The sequence below is a fragment of the Streptomyces spinosus genome, assembly GCF_020400655.1.
Lineage (GTDB): Bacteria > Actinomycetota > Actinomycetes > Streptomycetales > Streptomycetaceae > Streptomyces > Streptomyces argyrophylli.
Genome location: NZ_JAINRC010000001.1, coordinates 659,836 through 675,972, shown reverse-complemented (window position 1 = coordinate 675,972; position 16,137 = coordinate 659,836). Strand labels below are relative to the sequence as shown.

General features: G+C 72.7%; 14 protein-coding genes. 12 read left to right on the top strand and 2 right to left on the bottom strand.

From position 1 onward, the window contains the following. Positions 1-16: 16 nt before the first annotated feature. The 6 genes from LG395_RS02825 (at position 17) to LG395_RS02800 (ending at position 5,715) form a co-directional block, all read left to right on the top strand. The gene (locus LG395_RS02825) at positions 17-160 is read left to right on the top strand and encodes a hypothetical protein (protein ID WP_225808308.1); all 144 of its coding nucleotides are present in this window, start codon (positions 17-19) and stop codon (positions 158-160) included. Between the two features lie 2 nt (positions 161-162). Continuing rightward, positions 163-2,010: a RiPP maturation radical SAM C-methyltransferase gene (locus LG395_RS02820; RefSeq protein WP_225808307.1), complete on the top strand. Its 1,848-nt coding sequence runs from the start codon at positions 163-165 to the stop codon at positions 2,008-2,010. Further along, the gene (locus tag LG395_RS02815; RefSeq protein ID WP_171151967.1) at positions 2,007-2,600 is read left to right on the top strand and encodes a DUF5825 family protein; all 594 of its coding nucleotides are present in this window, start codon (positions 2,007-2,009) and stop codon (positions 2,598-2,600) included. The genes LG395_RS02820 and LG395_RS02815 overlap by 4 nt, the downstream gene beginning before the upstream one ends. 152 nt (positions 2,601-2,752) lie before the next feature. Continuing rightward, positions 2,753-3,388, top strand: a complete 636-nt coding sequence (locus LG395_RS02810; protein WP_225808306.1) for a hypothetical protein — start codon at positions 2,753-2,755, stop codon at positions 3,386-3,388. A gap of 21 nt (positions 3,389-3,409) precedes the next feature. Then, positions 3,410-4,981, top strand: coding sequence for an AbeC-like domain-containing protein (locus LG395_RS02805; protein WP_225808305.1), 1,572 nt, complete (start codon positions 3,410-3,412; stop codon positions 4,979-4,981). Continuing rightward, positions 4,978-5,715, top strand: coding sequence for a TIR domain-containing protein (locus LG395_RS02800; protein ID WP_225808304.1), 738 nt, complete (start codon positions 4,978-4,980; stop codon positions 5,713-5,715). Before LG395_RS02805 ends, LG395_RS02800 begins: the two co-directional genes overlap by 4 nt. A 90-nt stretch (positions 5,716-5,805) precedes the next feature. Here the strand turns inward: LG395_RS02800 and LG395_RS02795 are convergent, their stop codons facing one another. Then, the gene (locus LG395_RS02795; protein ID WP_225808303.1) at positions 5,806-6,720 is read right to left on the bottom strand and encodes a macro domain-containing protein; all 915 of its coding nucleotides are present in this window, start codon (positions 6,718-6,720) and stop codon (positions 5,806-5,808) included. A gap of 101 nt (positions 6,721-6,821) precedes the next feature. Here LG395_RS02795 and LG395_RS02790 point away from each other — a divergent pair, with 101 nt between their 5' ends. The 4 genes from LG395_RS02790 (at position 6,822) to LG395_RS02775 (ending at position 12,244) form a co-directional block, all read left to right on the top strand. Continuing rightward, positions 6,822-8,183, top strand: coding sequence for an AfsR/SARP family transcriptional regulator (locus tag LG395_RS02790; protein ID WP_225808302.1), 1,362 nt, complete (start codon positions 6,822-6,824; stop codon positions 8,181-8,183). A 166-nt stretch (positions 8,184-8,349) separates the two neighbouring features. Then, entirely contained in the window at positions 8,350-9,573 is a 1,224-nt protein-coding gene (locus LG395_RS02785; RefSeq protein ID WP_171151958.1) for an arginine deiminase, read from the top strand. A 91-nt stretch (positions 9,574-9,664) separates the two neighbouring features. Continuing rightward, a complete protein-coding gene (argF, locus tag LG395_RS02780; RefSeq protein ID WP_225808301.1) occupies positions 9,665-10,687 on the top strand; it encodes an ornithine carbamoyltransferase in 1,023 nt (340 codons plus the stop codon). 111 nt (positions 10,688-10,798) lie between these two features. Next, positions 10,799-12,244 (top strand): amino acid permease, encoded by a 1,446-nt coding sequence (locus LG395_RS02775; RefSeq protein WP_225808300.1) that lies wholly within the window; start codon positions 10,799-10,801, stop codon positions 12,242-12,244. On the opposite strand, the gene LG395_RS02770 is transcribed toward LG395_RS02775, so the two are convergent. Beyond that, positions 12,204-12,656, bottom strand: coding sequence for an ATP-binding protein (locus LG395_RS02770; protein WP_171151951.1), 453 nt, complete (start codon positions 12,654-12,656; stop codon positions 12,204-12,206). The genes LG395_RS02775 and LG395_RS02770 overlap by 41 nt on opposite strands. Before the next feature lie 280 nt (positions 12,657-12,936). Between LG395_RS02770 and LG395_RS02765 the strand changes: the two genes are divergently transcribed. Both LG395_RS02765 and LG395_RS02760 read left to right on the top strand, forming a co-directional pair. Continuing rightward, complete coding sequence (locus LG395_RS02765) at positions 12,937-13,764, top strand: enoyl-CoA hydratase family protein (RefSeq protein WP_225808299.1); 828 nt, start codon at positions 12,937-12,939, stop codon at positions 13,762-13,764. Between the two features lie 6 nt (positions 13,765-13,770). Then, complete coding sequence (locus LG395_RS02760) at positions 13,771-16,092, top strand: bifunctional salicylyl-CoA 5-hydroxylase/oxidoreductase (protein ID WP_225808298.1); 2,322 nt, start codon at positions 13,771-13,773, stop codon at positions 16,090-16,092. The last annotated feature ends 45 nt before the right edge of the window (positions 16,093-16,137 follow it).

Genomic DNA, 16,137 nt, shown 5'->3' with positions numbered 1-16,137 from the left:
ACACACGTCTGTCCATATGGTGGACAGCCGTGCGACGCAAGGGCGTTGGCATGCTCCGAGGGGAGAGGCGAGCATGGAGATCAAGAAGATCGTGGTCCGCGAGGACCAGCGGAGCACCACCCGCCGGCCGGCGATCCTGGAGAAGCGGCCGACCCGCTGAGCATGCGTGTCCACCTGGTCACGATGCCGTGGCACCCCCTCGACCTGCCCTCGCTGCAACTGGGGCTGCTCCAGCGGATCGTGCGGCGGTCCCGACCCGGCGACGAGGTGAGCGAGTTCCACGGCTCGCTGCGCTGGGCGGAGTTCCTGCTGGAGAACTCCGGCGGCAGGCTCCGCCCGGGCGACTACGTCGCGGTCGGCAGCGACGCCATCTTCCACGGGCTCGGCGACTGGGTCTTCTCCGGCGTCCTGTACGACGACCCCGGCTGGGGCGAGGCCCGGCTGAAGGAGTACGCGGCCGGCCGGGACGTCCCCATCGGCACCGCGCTCGCGATGCGCCCGTACGCGGCCGGCTTCATCGACGCCTGCGCCGCCGAGATCCTGGCCGCCGGACCGGACGTGGTCGGGTTCACCAGCACCTTCATGCAGAACGTGCCGTCCCTCGCCCTAGCCCGCGAACTCAAGCGAAGACGCCCCGGGGTGACGGTCGTCCTCGGCGGCAGCAACTGCGACGGCCCGATGGGCCACGCCCTGCACCGCAACCACCCCTTCGTCGACCACGTGGTCCGCGGTGAGGCCGAGTACGCCTTCCCCGCCCTCCTCGACCACCTGGAGGCCCGGACAGCCCCGGCGGATGTCCCCGGGCTGTGCTGGTGGGACGGCACGGTGTCCCGGGCCAACACGGAAACCCGGCGGACCGTGGCCCCGGCCGACATACCCTCTCCCGACTACGACCAGTGGCAGGCCGCGCTGGACGCTTCCCCGGTCCTGGAGCACATCCACCCGAAGCTCGTCGTGGAGGGCGCCCGGGGCTGCTGGTGGGGCGAGAAGCACCACTGCACCTTCTGCGGGCTGAACGGCACGGCCATGGCCTTCCGCGCCAAGCCGGGGGAGCGGCTGTGGACGGAGATCGACCGGCTGGTGCGCCGCCACCGCCTCCTCGACGTGGTCACCGTCGACAACATCATCGACATGGCCTACTTCCGCGACTTCCTGCCCCGCGTGGCCGGGAGCGGCTGGGACCTGCGGCTGCACTACGAGGTGAAGTCGAACCTCACCGCCGGCCAGCTAGCGCTCCTCGGCGCCTCCGGCACCGTGCACATCCAGCCCGGCATCGAGAGCCTGGGCAGCCGCGTCCTGGACCTCATGGACAAGGGGGTCACCGGCGCCCGCAACGTCCGCACCCTGCGCGAGTGCGAGAATCACGCCCTGACCTGCTCCTGGAACCTGTTGTACGGCTTCCCCGGCGAGACCGCGGACGACTACACGCCCGTCATCGACCAGCTGCCCGCGCTGGTCCACCTCCAGCCGCCGAGCGGCGCCCACCGCATCCAGCTGGAACGGTTCAGCCCGCACTTCACCGACCCCGGCCTCGGCTTCGGCGAGCGCCGCCCGGCCGCGATGTACCAGCACGTCTACGACCTGCCCGAGGACGAACTCGCGGACCTGGTCTACCTGTTCGACACCGAACCGGCGGGCATCGGCGGCCCGGTCGAGCGGCGGCTGAAGGAGGCGGTGGCCGACTGGCGGGCCGGGCACGCGGACTCCCGGCTGCTGTTCGAGGAGGACGGCGCGGAGCTGCTGGTGCACGACCGCCGCTACGGCCGCCCGCCCGCCACCCACCGCTTCACCGGCTGGCGGGCCGCGGCCCTGCGCCGGCTGGAGGACGGCCGGACCGTTCCCGCGCTGCACCGCCTGCTCACCGCCGGCGGCCACGAGGTGCCGGCCCGGTCCCTGGGCGCCTGGGTCGACCACGCGTACTCCCTGGCCCTGCTGTTCCGCGACGGCACCACGTACGTCTCCCTGCCGACCTGGGGAGAGCCGGTCCGGCTGCCCGAGGGGGCCGCATGAGCGGGCTGACCGGGGAGGGCAGGACGAACGGGCCGGCCGGGGAGGACGCGGTGGAGGGGCTGCCCGGGCGCGTGCCGCACCGACGCACCGGGCGCCGGGTCGAGGTCGCCCAACCCCTGGACATGAGCGGCACGGGGCGTGCGACGGCGGAGGCGGTACGGTTCCTGCGCGAGTGCCAGGGCCTGGGCCTCGGCGTGGACTGGCGGGCGACGGGCACACCGTCGTACGACCCCCGCCTGCTGCGCCACCTGCCTCCGCCCACCGAACTGCACGCCGATCCGCGGGTGTTGGCGTCCTGGCGGGCGGGCCACGCCCACGGCACCCTCTACCACCGGCGCGGACCGGACTTCATCACGGTCCTGGACCGCAGGGAGCGGGGCACGGCCGTCCGCCTGACCCTCGACCACCCCGCGCTGCACGCCACGTTCCTCCGGCTGCTGGAGCCCACGCCCGTCGCGGGGCTGGATCCCACCGAGCGGGAGGCGCTGGGGCTGCTCGCGGCCGAGCGGCTGGTCCTGACGGGCGGCGACTGGGCGGTGACCCTGCCCCCGCGCGTCCGGCGGTGGCCGGTGCCCTGCACCGCGATCTGAACCCCTGTCCGCCGCACGCCCGCGCGTCGCGGATCGGAAGCGCATCGGAAGCGCGAATCCGGCGCCCGCCCGGCGGATGTCGGGCAGAGTGACTGTCGTCATACTGACGGAACAGCGAGATCCCGGCCGTCTGCCGGGAGTTGCGAGGACCCATGAACCACACCTACGAGCCGCCGAGCCTCTTACCCGCCGGCGGCAGGGAGCGAACGTACGCACTGCTCATCGGTGGTGTGCCCTTTCTGTTGATCCTCCTCATGGGCATCGCGTCCCACCTGGGCTCACAGGACGGCGGCGGACCAGGGACGCCGTCCGTCTACGGCAGCGGCTACTCCGGAGGCTACTCGGACGGCTACTCCGGCGGTTCCGGCCCGTCGTCCCCGGACACGCCGACACCGGACACCTCCACGGCGTACGAGACGCCGACCTGGCCGTCCACCGACGGCGCCGACCCCACGGACACCGCTTCCAGCCCGGCCGGCACCGAGAGCACCGAGACGGCCGACAGCCCCGCCGGCACGGTGACCCGCTTCTTCGAGGCCATCAACGAGCGCGACTACCAGACCGCCTGGGACCTGGGCGGCAAGAACCTCGACGCGTCCTACACCTCCTTCGTGTCGGGCTTCGCCACCACCGAGCGGGACGACGTCACGATCGAGTCCGCCCAGGGCGAGACGGTCTGGGTGGATCTCCTCGCCCGGCAGACCGACGGCACGCAGAAGTCGTACAGCGGCCGGTACACCGTGGTCGACGGTGTCATCACCGACGCCTCCATGAACCCCACCGGCTGAGCAGAGCGGAGCGAGAAGACAATGGCGAGTGACTTCCTCACCGTGCCCGCCCCGTCGCCCGAACCGGACCGGCCGCCCGCGGCCCGCCCGGCCGCGGACGCCACGAGCAACGCCACCCGGCTGCTGTGCGCGGGCACCTACCTCGACCCGGTCTACCGCGCCGGCGTCATCCGCGAGTTGCTGACCCACCGGTACCGGGTGGTGGCCCCGTCGTACGGCTACGACGCGGTGCCCGTGCTCGCGCACGCGCTGGCCGCGCGCCGGCTCCAGCGTCTCCGGCTGGCCGTGTTCGCCGCGGGCGCCGCCGTCACGTCCGTCCTGGTGATCACCGGCGCGCTGAGCGGGTGGACCGCGCTCCTGGCGGTGCTGTGGCTGCTGTGGGTCACCGCCTTCCTGCGGCGGGTCGTCACCCTCCAGACCCTGACGCGCCGGCTGGCCCCTCCGACCGGCGGGGGACGCCGGGGGTTCGACGGTTCGTACCCCGAGCACCCGGAGCTGACGCCCGAGCTGGTGGACAAGATCAGGCGGGAACAGTCCTCGGACGGCACGGTGATCCGCTACGGCGGCTACAAGCCGTTCGTCGGCGCGGGCACCCAGGTGCGCCGCTGGTCCAACGCGGAACTGCTGATCGGCGCGCCGCTCGGGGTGTTCGACGGCCGTCCCGGCGCGGGTCCGCCCGCGGCACCCGGCACGGCCGGCCAGGAGCCCAAGCGCAAGGAGGTCGTTCCCTTCACCGTCGAGGAGCTGAGCGCCTACGTCGCCGACCGCCTGACCGCCCGGTTGCAAGCCCAGGCCCGTCCGACGCAGCGGATCGAGGGCCTCGCCGTCGAGCGGAGCGTCTTCACCACGGCCGTCACGACGCTCCGGGGCGTGGCGGAGCCGACCCCCGAGCAGCTCGACGGCGACTGGCAGGACGTGCACGACACCGGACGCGGCTATCTGTGCGTCCGGGTGGGCTCCTGGGACCAGGAACTGGTCACCACGGCGTTCGTGGGCTTCGACCTCAAGGGGAACACCCTGCACACCGAGTTCTACTCGTACGTGCTGGCGCCGGTCCGGGCGAGCTTCCGGCTGGTGGACCGGCTCCCCGCAGCCCTGGACGAGCGGCTGTTGGTCAAGCTGGCCTGGCACACCCTGCGCGGCACGCCCCACTCCGCGGTACGGTCGGCCGCCGCCAGGGCCGCGGGTGCCCGGGTGCTGCCGCGACTGCCGTGGGCCAAGGAGAAGATCCGGTTGCCGCAGCCGGCCGACACCAGCGAGTTCGGCCTCGGCCGCTACGCCGACGCCCTGCTCAACCGCGGCGCGGTCACCAGCGTCCGGGAGATGGCGACCAGCCCCCACTTCCACGTCTTCTTCCAGGAGACCGACACCATCAAGTACACGCAGATCGTGGAGCGCCAGTTCCTCCACGTCGTCCGTGACTTCCTGTACGAGCACAACGTGGACCTGACGGAGCACGAGGCCCGTCAGACGAACATCCTCAACAACTACGGGCACAACAACAGCTTCGTGCACGGCGACAACAACACCACCAACTCGGGCACGCAGAGCTTCGGCGGCCCGAACGGCGGTCAGGGGGCGGGATCCGCATGACGCACACCTCCACGGGCGGCAACAGCAGCGACTACGGGAGCCGGAACGACTTCGGGCACAACAACAGCTTCGTCACCGGAAACAACAACACCACCAACTCGGGTACGCAGAACCACTACGGCGCTCCTCCGGCCGCCCGTGCCGCCGGACCGGACCAGGACGGCCCCGCCCCCGACCGCCGCCGCAACGTCTTCGTCGTCCACGGGCGGGACGAGGAGGTGCGACTGAGGATGTTCGACCTGCTGCGCCTGCTCGATCTGCGCCCGCTGGAGTGGGAGGACCTGGTCAAGGCCACCGGCAAGACGGCGCCCTTCCTCGGCGAGGTCGTCGCCGGGGCCCCTGAGCTGGCCCAGGCGGCCGTCGTGCTGCTCACCCCGGACGACATCGTCCAGCTCCACCCGGACCTGCGCGGCCGGACCGAGCCGCCATTCGAGACCGAACCCACCGGTCAGCCCCGGCCCAACGTGCTCATCGAGCTGGGCATGGTGCTGATGGCCTACCCGGAACGCACCCTGATGGTCGAGGTCGGGGAGCTGCGTCCGATCGCCGACGTCGCCGGCCGGAACGTCATCCGGTTCGACGGCACGGAGACCGCCCTGCGCAAGATCGCCGAGCGGCTGAAGCTGGCGGGCTGCACGGTTGACGACACCCGCTCCGACTGGCTCCAGACCTGGCCGTACCGCCACCTGTCGGCGTACGGCCGCACCGGGCGGGCGGCACCGCCGGTCCGCTGAGCCGCGGTACGGGCCCGGTGGTTCGTCCACGGTCGGGGGACGGGCCCGTACCGCTCACGCCCCGCCACCGGGGCGCGAGGCCGCCCGGCGTCAGACATGGCGCCGGGCGCCCGCCGCCAGGCCGGCCAGGAACGCGCCGGTCTCCGGCAGGTCGATCCGCGCCAGCTCACCGGGGCGGACCACCACGTGCAGCTCGCGGCAGACCGGCCGCTCCCACGAGTGCACGACGAAGGACAGCAGGATCAGCCGCAGGAGGCTGTCCTCGTCCAGGTCGTGCAGCCGGGCCAGGCCCGCGCCGGTCAACGGCATGGTGAGGCGTTCGAGCTGGCCGTGCCGGTGGACGGCGTCCCACAGCCGGTCCAGGCCCAGCCACAGGTCCTGGACCTTGGAGGAGGCGACACAGTCGTTGCCCATCCGGCTGTAGGCGACGGCGAAGACGAGGTCGGGCCGGGTGCCGAGGACGGCGACCGTGCCGACCGGATACCGGGCTCGCTTGCCGCGCGGCTTGTCCCGCGCGCTCTCCCACGCCACCGGGGTCACCCCCTCCAGCGCGGTGGCCAGCTCCGCGTCCAGCCGCCGGGCGTCCCCCGCGTAGCGACGGGCGAGCAACTGCCCCTGCACACTGCCGTCGTTGATGACGACACCGTCGTCCACGACGGTGTCGAAGGTGTCGGTGAACCCCACCACGAGCTGTCCGGGCTGCTCGAAGAGGTCGCCCTCCTCGACCACCACCGTCATCCCGGGGCGGGCGAACTCCTGCCGCACGGCGGCCTGCGGACGCGCCCGGGCCAGCCCCCAGGCCAGGCACAGGGTCACGGAGCCGGCGAGTACCAGCCCGGGCCGGGACACGACGCCCGGGAAGAGCTGGCCGGCGAACTGCACGACGGCCGACACCCCGCCGAAGGCCGCCAGCACGCTGCCCGCGAACACCCGCCGGTCGCGCCACGACCGCAGGAGACGCGGCCACGCGGACCGCGGCGACGGGTGGGGACCGGTCGATCGCATGCTTCCCTCCACGTCCTCTTGCTACGCTGACGGCACAGTTGACGGGACGTCACGCGGCGGAGGGGGCGAGGCGCGTGCAGACCCGTGCCCCGTGCATACGGGTGAGCGTTCTGGGCCCCGTCCGGCTGGACGTGAACGGCGCCGCCGTACGCCTCACCCCGCTCACCGCCCGGCTGCTGCTCCGGCTGGTCGCCGCCGACGGCGAGGCCGTCACCGCGCGCCGGCTGTACCTGGACGTCTGGCAGCCGACCGTGGAGCTGCCGCACCAGGACCTGCGCAACCGCAACGAGGTGCAGAAACGGATCCTGGAGCTGCGGCGCGCGTTCGACCGGGCCGGGCCGGGGCACGGCGCCCGGATCCTGCGCACCGGACGGCTGCCGACGGCGCGCGGCGCCGAGAGCACCTACCGGCTCGACCTGTCCGACGACGAGCTGGACAGTGTCGTGTTCACGCGCCTGGTGGGCGACGCGCTGCGGGCGGCACCGGCCTCGGCCGTCCGGCTGCTCACCGACGCCCTGCGGCTGTGGCGCGGCCGGCCGCTGACCGAGGTGCGGGACGAGGAGTTCGCGCGCGCACCGGTCCGACGGCTGACCCAGCTCAGGGAGACCGCGCTGCGGGAGCTGATCGCCGGCCACACCGCGCTGGGCCGCTACGACCTCGCCCTGCCGGTGGCCGAACAGACCGCCCGGGAACGCCCGGACGACCCGGAGGCCGCCGCCGCCCTCGCCCGGCTGAACGCCCGGCTGCGCGAGCGGCACGGCGACGAGCTTCTGCGGCACACCCTGCGCGGGTTGCGCGTGGACGTCGTCGTGGTGCGCGGCGACCTGTTCGACCAGGAGGACGCCAACCTGGTCGTGGGGTTCTCCGACACCTTCGACACCTCCACCGACGACGTCGTCATCAGCCGGGAGAGCGTGCAGGGGCAACTGGTCGACCGTCTCTTCGAGGGCCGGCACCGGCTGCTGGCCGACCACCTGCGCCGGGGGCTCAGGGAGGTCGCCCCGCTGGCCACCGAGAGCGTCCGGGCGAAGCCGCGCGGCCGGCGCATCCGCTACCCGATCGGCACGGCCGTGCCGGTCCCGGTCGGCAGACGCCGGGTCTTCGCCCTCGCCTACTCCCGGCTGGGCAACGACCTGCGCGCCCGGTCCGCCCCCGCCGACCTGCGGCTGAGCCTGGAACGCCTGTGGCCCTCGGTCGCCCTGCACGGCCTGTTCAGACCGGTGGCGATACCGCTGATCGGCGCCGGCCTGTCCCGCCTCGTCGAACTCGACCACACGCAGCTGCTGTCGCTGATCGTCGAGACCTTCACCGAGAGCCTGCGCCAGGACCCGGCCGTCTGCCCCGAGCTGCGGATCGTCGTCCGGGACGGGGAACTGGAGCGGACCGACCTCTCGGCGGTCGAGGCGTACCTGCGCGGCGCGGACGAGCGGGGCCCGGTACTCCCGCCGACCGGAACGGTCTGACCTGTTCACGCTCCCAGCGAAGCGCCGCCCCCGCTTCCGCCGACAGTCACCGTCCGCTTCCGGACCGCTTCCGGCAGTCGCCGGCCGGCACCGGGTGCGGAAACCGGCGGGCGCGGAAACCGCCGAGCGGAGGGTGAAGCGGGGCTGTGGTGGTCAGGATGGAGGCATGGGATTCCACGTCGACTCCGAGGCCGGGCGGCTGCGCCGCGTCATCCTGCACCGGCCGGATCTGGAGCTCAAAAGGCTCACCCCCAGCAACAAGGACGCCCTGCTCTTCGACGACGTGCTCTGGGTCCGCCGGGCGCGCGCCGAGCACGACGGCTTCGCCGACGTACTGCGTGACCGGGGGGTCGAGGTGCACCTCTTCGGGGACCTGCTCGCCGAGACCCTGGCGTTCCCCGAGGCCCGCGCGCTCGTCCTGGACCGGGTCTTCGACGAGAAGGAGTACGGCCCCCTCGCCACCGACCACCTGCGCGCCGCCTTCGACCGGATGACCCCGGGCGAGCTGGCCGAGGCACTGGTCGGCGGCATGACCAAGCGGGAGTTCCTGGCGGAGCACGCGGAACCGACCTCGGTCCGCTTCCACGTGATGGAGCTGGACGACTTCCTGCTGCGCCCGCTGCCCAACCACCTGTTCACCCGGGACACCTCGGCGTGGATATACGACGGCGTCTCCATCAACGCCATGCGCTGGCCGGCCCGGCAGCGCGAGACCGTCCACTTCGAGGCCATCTACCGCCACCACCCGCTGTTCCGTGGCGAGACGTTCCACGTGTGGTCCCGGGGGCAGGCGGACTACCCCTCCACCATCGAGGGCGGCGACGTCCTGGTGATCGGCAACGGCGCCGTGCTGATCGGGATGAGCGAGCGCACCACCCCGCAGGCCGTGGAGATGCTGGCGCACAAGCTGTTCGCGGCCGGCTCCGCGCGCACGATCGTCGCGCTCGACATGCCCAAGCGGCGCGCCTTCATGCACCTCGACACGGTGATGACCATGGTCGACGGCGACACGTTCACCCAGTACGCGGGCCTCGGCATGCTGCGGTCGTACACCATCGAGCCGGGCGTCGGCGAACGCGAACTGAAGGTCACCGACCATCCGCCGGAGCACATGCACCGTGCGATCGCCGCCGCGCTCGGCCTCGGCGAGATCCGGGTGCTGACCGCCACGCAGGACGTGCACGCCGCCGAGCGCGAGCAGTGGGACGACGGCTGCAACGTCCTCGCCGTCGAACCGGGTGTCGTCGTCGCCTACGAGCGCAACTCCACCACCAACACGCACCTGCGTAAACAGGGCATCGAGGTGATCGAGATCCCGGGCAGCGAGCTGGGCCGGGGCCGGGGCGGCCCCCGGTGCATGAGCTGTCCGGTGGAGCGGGACGCCGTGTGAGAGGGCAGGGACGCTGCGCAGCGCATAGAAATGTGAAAGGTCGTATAGACTTACAGGGTCACCTGTAGTCGTACATCTGGAGCGCCCCCCCATGGCGACAGTCCCGACCGCCCTCGCCGGCCGCCACTTCCTCAAGGAGCTGGACTTCACGGAGGAGGAGTTCCGCGGCCTGGTCGAGCTGGCCGCCGAGCTGAAGGCCGCCAAGAAGGCCGGGACCGAGACCCCGTACCTGCGGGGCAGGAACATCGCGCTGATCTTCGAGAAGACCTCGACGCGCACCCGCTGCGCGTTCGAGGTCGCCGCCGCCGACCAGGGCGCCCACACGACCTACCTCGACCCCTCGGGCTCGCAGATCGGGCACAAGGAGTCGGTCAGGGACACGGCGCGCGTGCTGGGCCGGATGTTCGACGGGATCCAGTACCGGGGCGACAGCCAGGCCAAGATCGAGGAACTGGCCGCGTACGCCGGAGTGCCCGTCTACAACGGACTCACCGACGACTGGCACCCCACCCAGATGCTCGCCGACGTGCTGACCATGACCGAGCACAGCGCCAAGCCGCTGCGGAAGACCGCCTTCGCCTACCTCGGCGACGCCCGTTTCAACATGGGCAACTCCTACCTGGTCACCGGCGCCCTGCTCGGCATGGACGTACGGATCGTCGCCCCGAAGTCCTACTGGCCCGCCCCGGAGATCGTCGACCGCGCCCGCGCGCTCGCCGGGACCAGCGGTGCCCGCGTCACCCTCACGGAGGACATCGCCGAGGGCGTCCGGGGCGCGGACTTCGTCGCCACCGACGTCTGGGTCTCGATGGGCGAGCCCAAGGACGTGTGGGACGAGCGGATCGCGGCCCTCGCCCCGTACGCCGTGACGATGGACGTGCTCCACGCCACCGGCAACCCGGACGTGCGGTTCCTGCACTGCCTGCCGGCCTTCCACGACCTCGGCACCACCGTGGGCCAGCAGATCCACGAGACCCACGGCCTGACGTCGCTGGAGGTGACGGACGAGGTCTTCGAGTCCGCCCACTCGATCGTCTTCGACGAGGCCGAGAACCGCCTGCACACCATCAAGGCGGTGCTGGTCGCCACACTCGGCCGGGAAACCCTTGCCTGACCGGCCTCACCAGGCCTTATCCTGACCGGCGGCCCCGGGCCACCCCTTCTCGGAGCCGACGCCGCGCCCCTACGCCGGGCGCCCGCACCACCAGAAACGAGCACCACCCGCATGCCCGCTCCCCGCATCAAGTCCCCGCACCTGCTCGTCGCCGAATCCGGAGCCGACCGCGAGGGACACGGTCTGAAGCGCACCATGGGCCTCTTCCAGCTCATCTGCTTCGGCGTCGGCGCCATCGTCGGCACCGGCATCTTCGTCGGTCTCTCCGACTCCGTCGCACAGGCCGGTCCGGCCGTCGTCATCTCCTTCGTCCTCGCCGCGCTGACCTGCGTCTTCACCGCCTTCTCCTTCGCGGAGCTGGGCGGCGCCATCCCGGTCTCCGGCTCGTCGTACTCCTTCGCCTACGCCGGCCTCGGCGAGTCCACCGCCTTCCTGGTCGGCTGGTGCCTGCTGCTGGAGTACGGCATCTCCATCTCGGCCGTCGCGGTCGGCTGGAGCGAGTACGTCAACGAACTGCTGCACAGCCTCACCGGCCTCCAGCTCCCGGCCGCCCTGTCCGCCGGCCCCGGCGACGGCGGCCTGGTCAACCTGCCCGCCGTGCTCGTCATCGCCATGGCCTCCGTGCTGCTGGTGCGCGGGGTGCGCGAGAGCGCCCGCGCCACCGCCGCCATGGCCGCCGTGAAGCTCGCGATCCTCCTCGCCTTCTGCGCCGTCGGCTACAGCGCCTTCAAGCACGGCAACCTCACGCCGTTCTCCCCGGCCGGGCTCGGCGGCATCGGCGCGGGCACCACCGCCGCGTTCTTCTCCTACATCGGCTTCGACGCGATCACCACCGCCGGCGAGGAGGCGAAGAACCCCCGCCGGGACATCCCGGTCGCGATCATGGTGTGCATGGGTCTGGTGACGCTGCTGTACTGCGCGGTCGCGCTCGCGGCGATCGGCGCCATCGGCGGCGACCAGGTCGCCGGCCGCCCCGCCGCCCTCTCCTACGTCGTCAACGAGGTCACCGGCTCCACCGTCGGCGGCGGTGTCATCGCCTTCGGCGCGGTCGTCGCCATCGCCTCCGTGGTCCTCGCCGTGATGTACGGCCAGACCCGCATCCTGATGTCGATGTCCCGGGACGGCCTGATCCCGCGCGTCTTCGAGAAGGTCAGCCCGAGGACCTCCACGCCGGTCGCCGGCACCCTGATCGTCGCGGTCGTCTTCGCGCTCCCGGCCGCCTTCGCCTCCCTCGACGCCGTGATGAACCTGTGCACCATCGGCACGCTCGCCGTGATGGCAGTCGTCAACGTCGTGGTGATCGCCCTGCGCCGCCGCGAGCCGGGCCTCGCCCGCAGTTTCCGGGTGCCGCTCTACCCGGTGGCCCCGCTGCTCGGCGTCGCCTTCTGCCTCTACCTGATGTACGAGACGGGCTGGCGGACCTGGCTCCAGTTCGCCGTGTTCCTCGCGGTGGGCCTGCTGGTCTACGGCGTCTACGGCCGCCGGCACTCCACGCTGGCGCGACCGGCCGCCGAGGTCACGCCGGCCGGCGCTGAGCGGGAATCACAGGCAGTCTGAACCACACCGCCTTGCCCGAGGGGGTGGGGCGGTGCCCGCAGGACGAGCTGAGGGCGCGGATCAGCAGCAGCCCGCGCCCGCCCTCCTGCCAGACGTCGGGCTCCTCGATCACGGGCCGGGTCAGGTGCCCGGGCGGCGCCGGGTCCGGGTCGTGCACCTCGACCTGGCAACCGGTCGGCGCCAGCTCCACCACCAGCTCTATCGGGCCGCGTCCGGCGGTGTGCTCCACCGCGTTGGCCACCAGCTCGGCCGTGAGCAGCTCCGCCGTGTCGCAGTCGGCCACGTGCTCCACCTCGGTGAGGGCCGAGCGCACCAGGGCACGCGCCACCGGCACCGCCGCTGCGGTGTGCGGCAGCGCGATGCGCCAGGAGGCCGATTCGGCGGGGCGTTCGTGCAAGGCGAGTCCGTTCATGGAGCAGGCTGTCCTGCTTTCGACTGTAGGAATGGTACGGGCCCGGCCATCCAGGGCCGTCGCCGGGCTTCGCCCGGGACCCCCTGGCCCCGGCACCAGGCGGCTTACCCAGGCGAACGGCCCGCCTCGCCCGCGCGTCCGCACTGTTACGTCGCTGTCGACAACCGGTGACCGGCGCGCCGACAGGCTTGTCGCGTCATGGTGACGACAGTCACAAACAGGTGATAACTTCATGGGACAGAGCAACGTACGGCACCGCCGCGCTAGGAGGCCGCACGTCATGAGTCCCTTCACCGGCTCCGCCGCCCGCACCGCCGACTGGGCCCACCTGCGGGTCGAGATCGCCGACGGGGTGGCCACCGTCACCCTCGCCCGCCCCGAGAAACTCAACGCGCTCACCTTCGGCGCCTACGCCGACCTGCGCGACCTGCTCGCCGAGCTGTCCCGGGAGCGCTCGGTGCGCGCCCTGGTCCTGGCGGGGGAGGGCCGCGGCTTCTGCTCCGGCGGCGACGTGGACGAGATCATCGGCGCCACGCTGGCCATGGACACGGCCGAGCTGCTCGACTTCAACCGGATGACCGGCCAGGTCGTCCGGGCGATCCGCGAGTGCCCGTTCCCGGTGATCGCGGCGGTGCACGGCGTGGCGGCCGGCGCGGGCGCGGTCCTCGCCCTGGCGGCCGACTTCCGGATCGCCGACCCCTCGGCCCGCTTCGCCTTCCTCTTCACCCGGGTCGGCCTGTCCGGCGGGGACATGGGCGCGGCCTACCTGCTGCCCCGGATCGTCGGCCTCGGCCACGCCACCCGCCTGCTGATGCTGGGCGAGCCGGTGCGGGCCCCCGAGGCCGAGCGCATCGGCCTGATCAGCGAGCTGGCGCAGGAGGGCCGGGCGGACGAGACGGCCGCCGGGCTGGCCCGCCGCCTCGCCGACGGCCCGGCCCTCGCCCACGCCCAGACCAAGGCGCTGCTCACGGCCGAGCTGGACATGCCCCTGGCGGCGGCGGTGGAACTGGACGCCTCGACCCAGGCCCTGCTGATGAACGGCGAGGACTACGCGGAGTTCCACGCCGCCTTCACGGAGAAGCGCCCGCCGAAGTGGCGGGGGAGGTGAGGTCCGGTGCGCGTGGCGATCATCGGCGGAGGCCCCGGCGGGCTCTACGCCGCGGCCCTGCTCAAACGCCTCGACCCCACCCGCGACGTCACCGTCTGGGAACGCAACGCCCCCGGCGAGACCTTCGGCTTCGGCGTGGTCCTCTCCGACGAGACCCTCGGCGGCATCGAGCACGCCGACCCCGTCGTCTACGAGGCCCTGCGGCGCGACTTCGTGCGCTGGGACGACATCGACATAGTGCGCCGCGGCACACGGCACCGCTCCGGCGGCCACGGGTTCGCCGCGCTGGGCCGGCACCGGCTGCTGGAGATCCTCCAGACGCGCTGCCGCTCGCTGGGCGTGGAGCTGCGGTTCTCCACGCAGGCGCCGCCCCTCGACCGGCTCTCGCGGGACCACGACCTCGTCATCGCCGCCGACGGAGTGCACAGCACCACGCGCGAGACCCGCTCCGACGCGTTCCGCCCCCGGGTGACCGAACACCACTGCCGCTACATCTGGCTCGCCGCGGACTTCGCCTTCGACGCCTTCCGCTTCGAGATCGCCGAGACGGAACACGGCGTGATGCAACTGCACGGCTACCCCTACGCCCGCCCCTCACCCGACCGCCACCCCGCAACGAGGACCTCCGGGCCGCACAGCCGGTCCGGCGCCTCCACCGTCATCGTCGAGATGCGCGAGGAGGTCTGGCGCGCGGCGGGATACGACGAACTCACCCCGCAGGAGTCCGTCGAACGCTGCGCCAAGGTCTTCGCCGACGCGCTCGGCGGACGCCCCCTGCGCTGCGGCACGTCGGCCTGGACCACGTTCCGTACCGTGGTCAACGACCGCTGGTCGCACGGCAACGTCGTCCTCCTCGGCGACGCCGCCCACACCGCCCACTTCTCCATCGGCTCCGGCACCAAGCTCGCCGTCGAGGACGCCCTCGCGCTGGCCGCCTGCCTGTCGGAACAGCCGGACGTGCCCGGCGCGCTGGCGGCCTACGAGGAGGAGCGCAAACCCGTCGTCGCCTCCACGCAGCGGGCCGCCCGGGCCAGCCTGGAGTGGTTCGAGAACCTGCGGCTGTACCTGGGGCAGCCGCCCCGGCAGTTCGCCTTCAACCTGCTCACCCGCAGCCGCCGGGTCACCCACGACAACCTCCGGCTGCGCGACGCCCGCTTCACCGGGGCCGTCGAACGCGAGTTCGGCTGTCCGCCCGGCACGCCCCCGATGTTCACGCCGTTCCGGCTGCGCGGCCTGACGCTGCGCAACCGGGTCGTCGTGTCACCGATGGACATGTACTGCGCCACCGACGGGGTCCCCGGTGACTTCCACCTCGTCCACCTGGGCGCGCGGGCGCTCGGCGGGGCCGGCCTCGTGATGACCGAGATGGCGTGCGTCAGCGAGGAGGGCCGGATCACCCCCGGCTGCGCCGGCCTCTACACCGGGCGGCAGGCCGAGGCGTGGCGGCGCGTCACCGACTTCGTGCACCGCCAGGCACCGGGCGCCGCGATCGGCGTACAGCTCGGGCACTCCGGACGCAAGGGCTCCACGAAGCTGATGTGGGAGGGCATGGACGAGCCGCTGCCCAGCGGCAACTGGCCCGTCGTCGCCCCGTCCCCGCTGCCGTACAAACCGGGCAGCCAGATCCCGCGCCAGCTCTCCCGCGCCCAGCTCACCGACATCCGCGAGCAGTTCGCGGCGGCCGCCTGGCGGGCCGCCCGGGCCGGCTTCGACCTGCTCGAACTGCACTGCGCCCACGGCTATCTGCTCTCCGGTTTCCTCTCCCCGCTCACCAATCACCGCACCGACGCCTACGGCGGCTCCCTTCAGAAGCGGCTGCGGTTCCCGCTGGAGGTCTTCGACGCCGTCCGCACGGTGTGGCCGGCCGAGCGGCCGATGACGGTCCGGATCTCGGCGACCGACTGGGCCGAGGGCGGGACGACCGCCGAGGACGCCGTCGAGATCGCCCGCGCCTTCGCCGCCCACGGCGCCGACGCCATCGACGTCTCCACCGGGCAGGTGGTGGCCGAGGAGCGGCCGGAGTTCGGGCGGTCGTACCAGACGCCGTTCGCCGACCGGATCCGGCACGAGGCCCGGGTCCCGGTGATCGCGGTCGGCGCGATCTCCTCGTGGGACGACGTCAACTCGCTGATCCTGGCGGGCCGCGCCGACCTGTGCGCGCTGGCCCGGCCGCACCTGTACGACCCGCACTGGACCCTGCACGCGGCGGCCGAACAGGGCTACGACGGCCCCGCCGCCCCCTGGCCCGCCCCCTACCGGGCGGGCAGCCGCCGTCCCCGCACCGGCCGCACGGACGCCCCCCGCCCCCGCCTCTCGCTCGGCGGCTGAGAAACACCGGGCCGGCCCGCTCCTCCTTGCCGGCCTCGGCGTGCG

Excerpts from the sequence above, each read along its gene's own strand:
- LG395_RS02825 (WP_225808308.1), top strand. The coding sequence starts at position 17 with ATGGTGGACAGCCGTGCGACGCAAGGGCGTTGGCATGCTCCGAGGGGA.
- LG395_RS02820 (WP_225808307.1), top strand. The coding sequence starts at position 163 with ATGCGTGTCCACCTGGTCACGATGCCGTGGCACCCCCTCGACCTGCCC.
- LG395_RS02815 (WP_171151967.1), top strand. The coding sequence starts at position 2,007 with ATGAGCGGGCTGACCGGGGAGGGCAGGACGAACGGGCCGGCCGGGGAG.
- LG395_RS02810 (WP_225808306.1), top strand. The coding sequence starts at position 2,753 with ATGAACCACACCTACGAGCCGCCGAGCCTCTTACCCGCCGGCGGCAGG.
- LG395_RS02805 (WP_225808305.1), top strand. The coding sequence starts at position 3,410 with ATGGCGAGTGACTTCCTCACCGTGCCCGCCCCGTCGCCCGAACCGGAC.
- LG395_RS02800 (WP_225808304.1), top strand. The coding sequence starts at position 4,978 with ATGACGCACACCTCCACGGGCGGCAACAGCAGCGACTACGGGAGCCGG.
- LG395_RS02795 (WP_225808303.1), bottom strand. The coding sequence starts at position 6,720 with ATGCGATCGACCGGTCCCCACCCGTCGCCGCGGTCCGCGTGGCCGCGT.
- LG395_RS02785 (WP_171151958.1), top strand. The coding sequence starts at position 8,350 with ATGGGATTCCACGTCGACTCCGAGGCCGGGCGGCTGCGCCGCGTCATC.
- argF (WP_225808301.1), top strand. The coding sequence starts at position 9,665 with ATGGCGACAGTCCCGACCGCCCTCGCCGGCCGCCACTTCCTCAAGGAG.
- LG395_RS02775 (WP_225808300.1), top strand. The coding sequence starts at position 10,799 with ATGCCCGCTCCCCGCATCAAGTCCCCGCACCTGCTCGTCGCCGAATCC.
- LG395_RS02770 (WP_171151951.1), bottom strand. The coding sequence starts at position 12,656 with ATGAACGGACTCGCCTTGCACGAACGCCCCGCCGAATCGGCCTCCTGG.
- LG395_RS02765 (WP_225808299.1), top strand. The coding sequence starts at position 12,937 with ATGAGTCCCTTCACCGGCTCCGCCGCCCGCACCGCCGACTGGGCCCAC.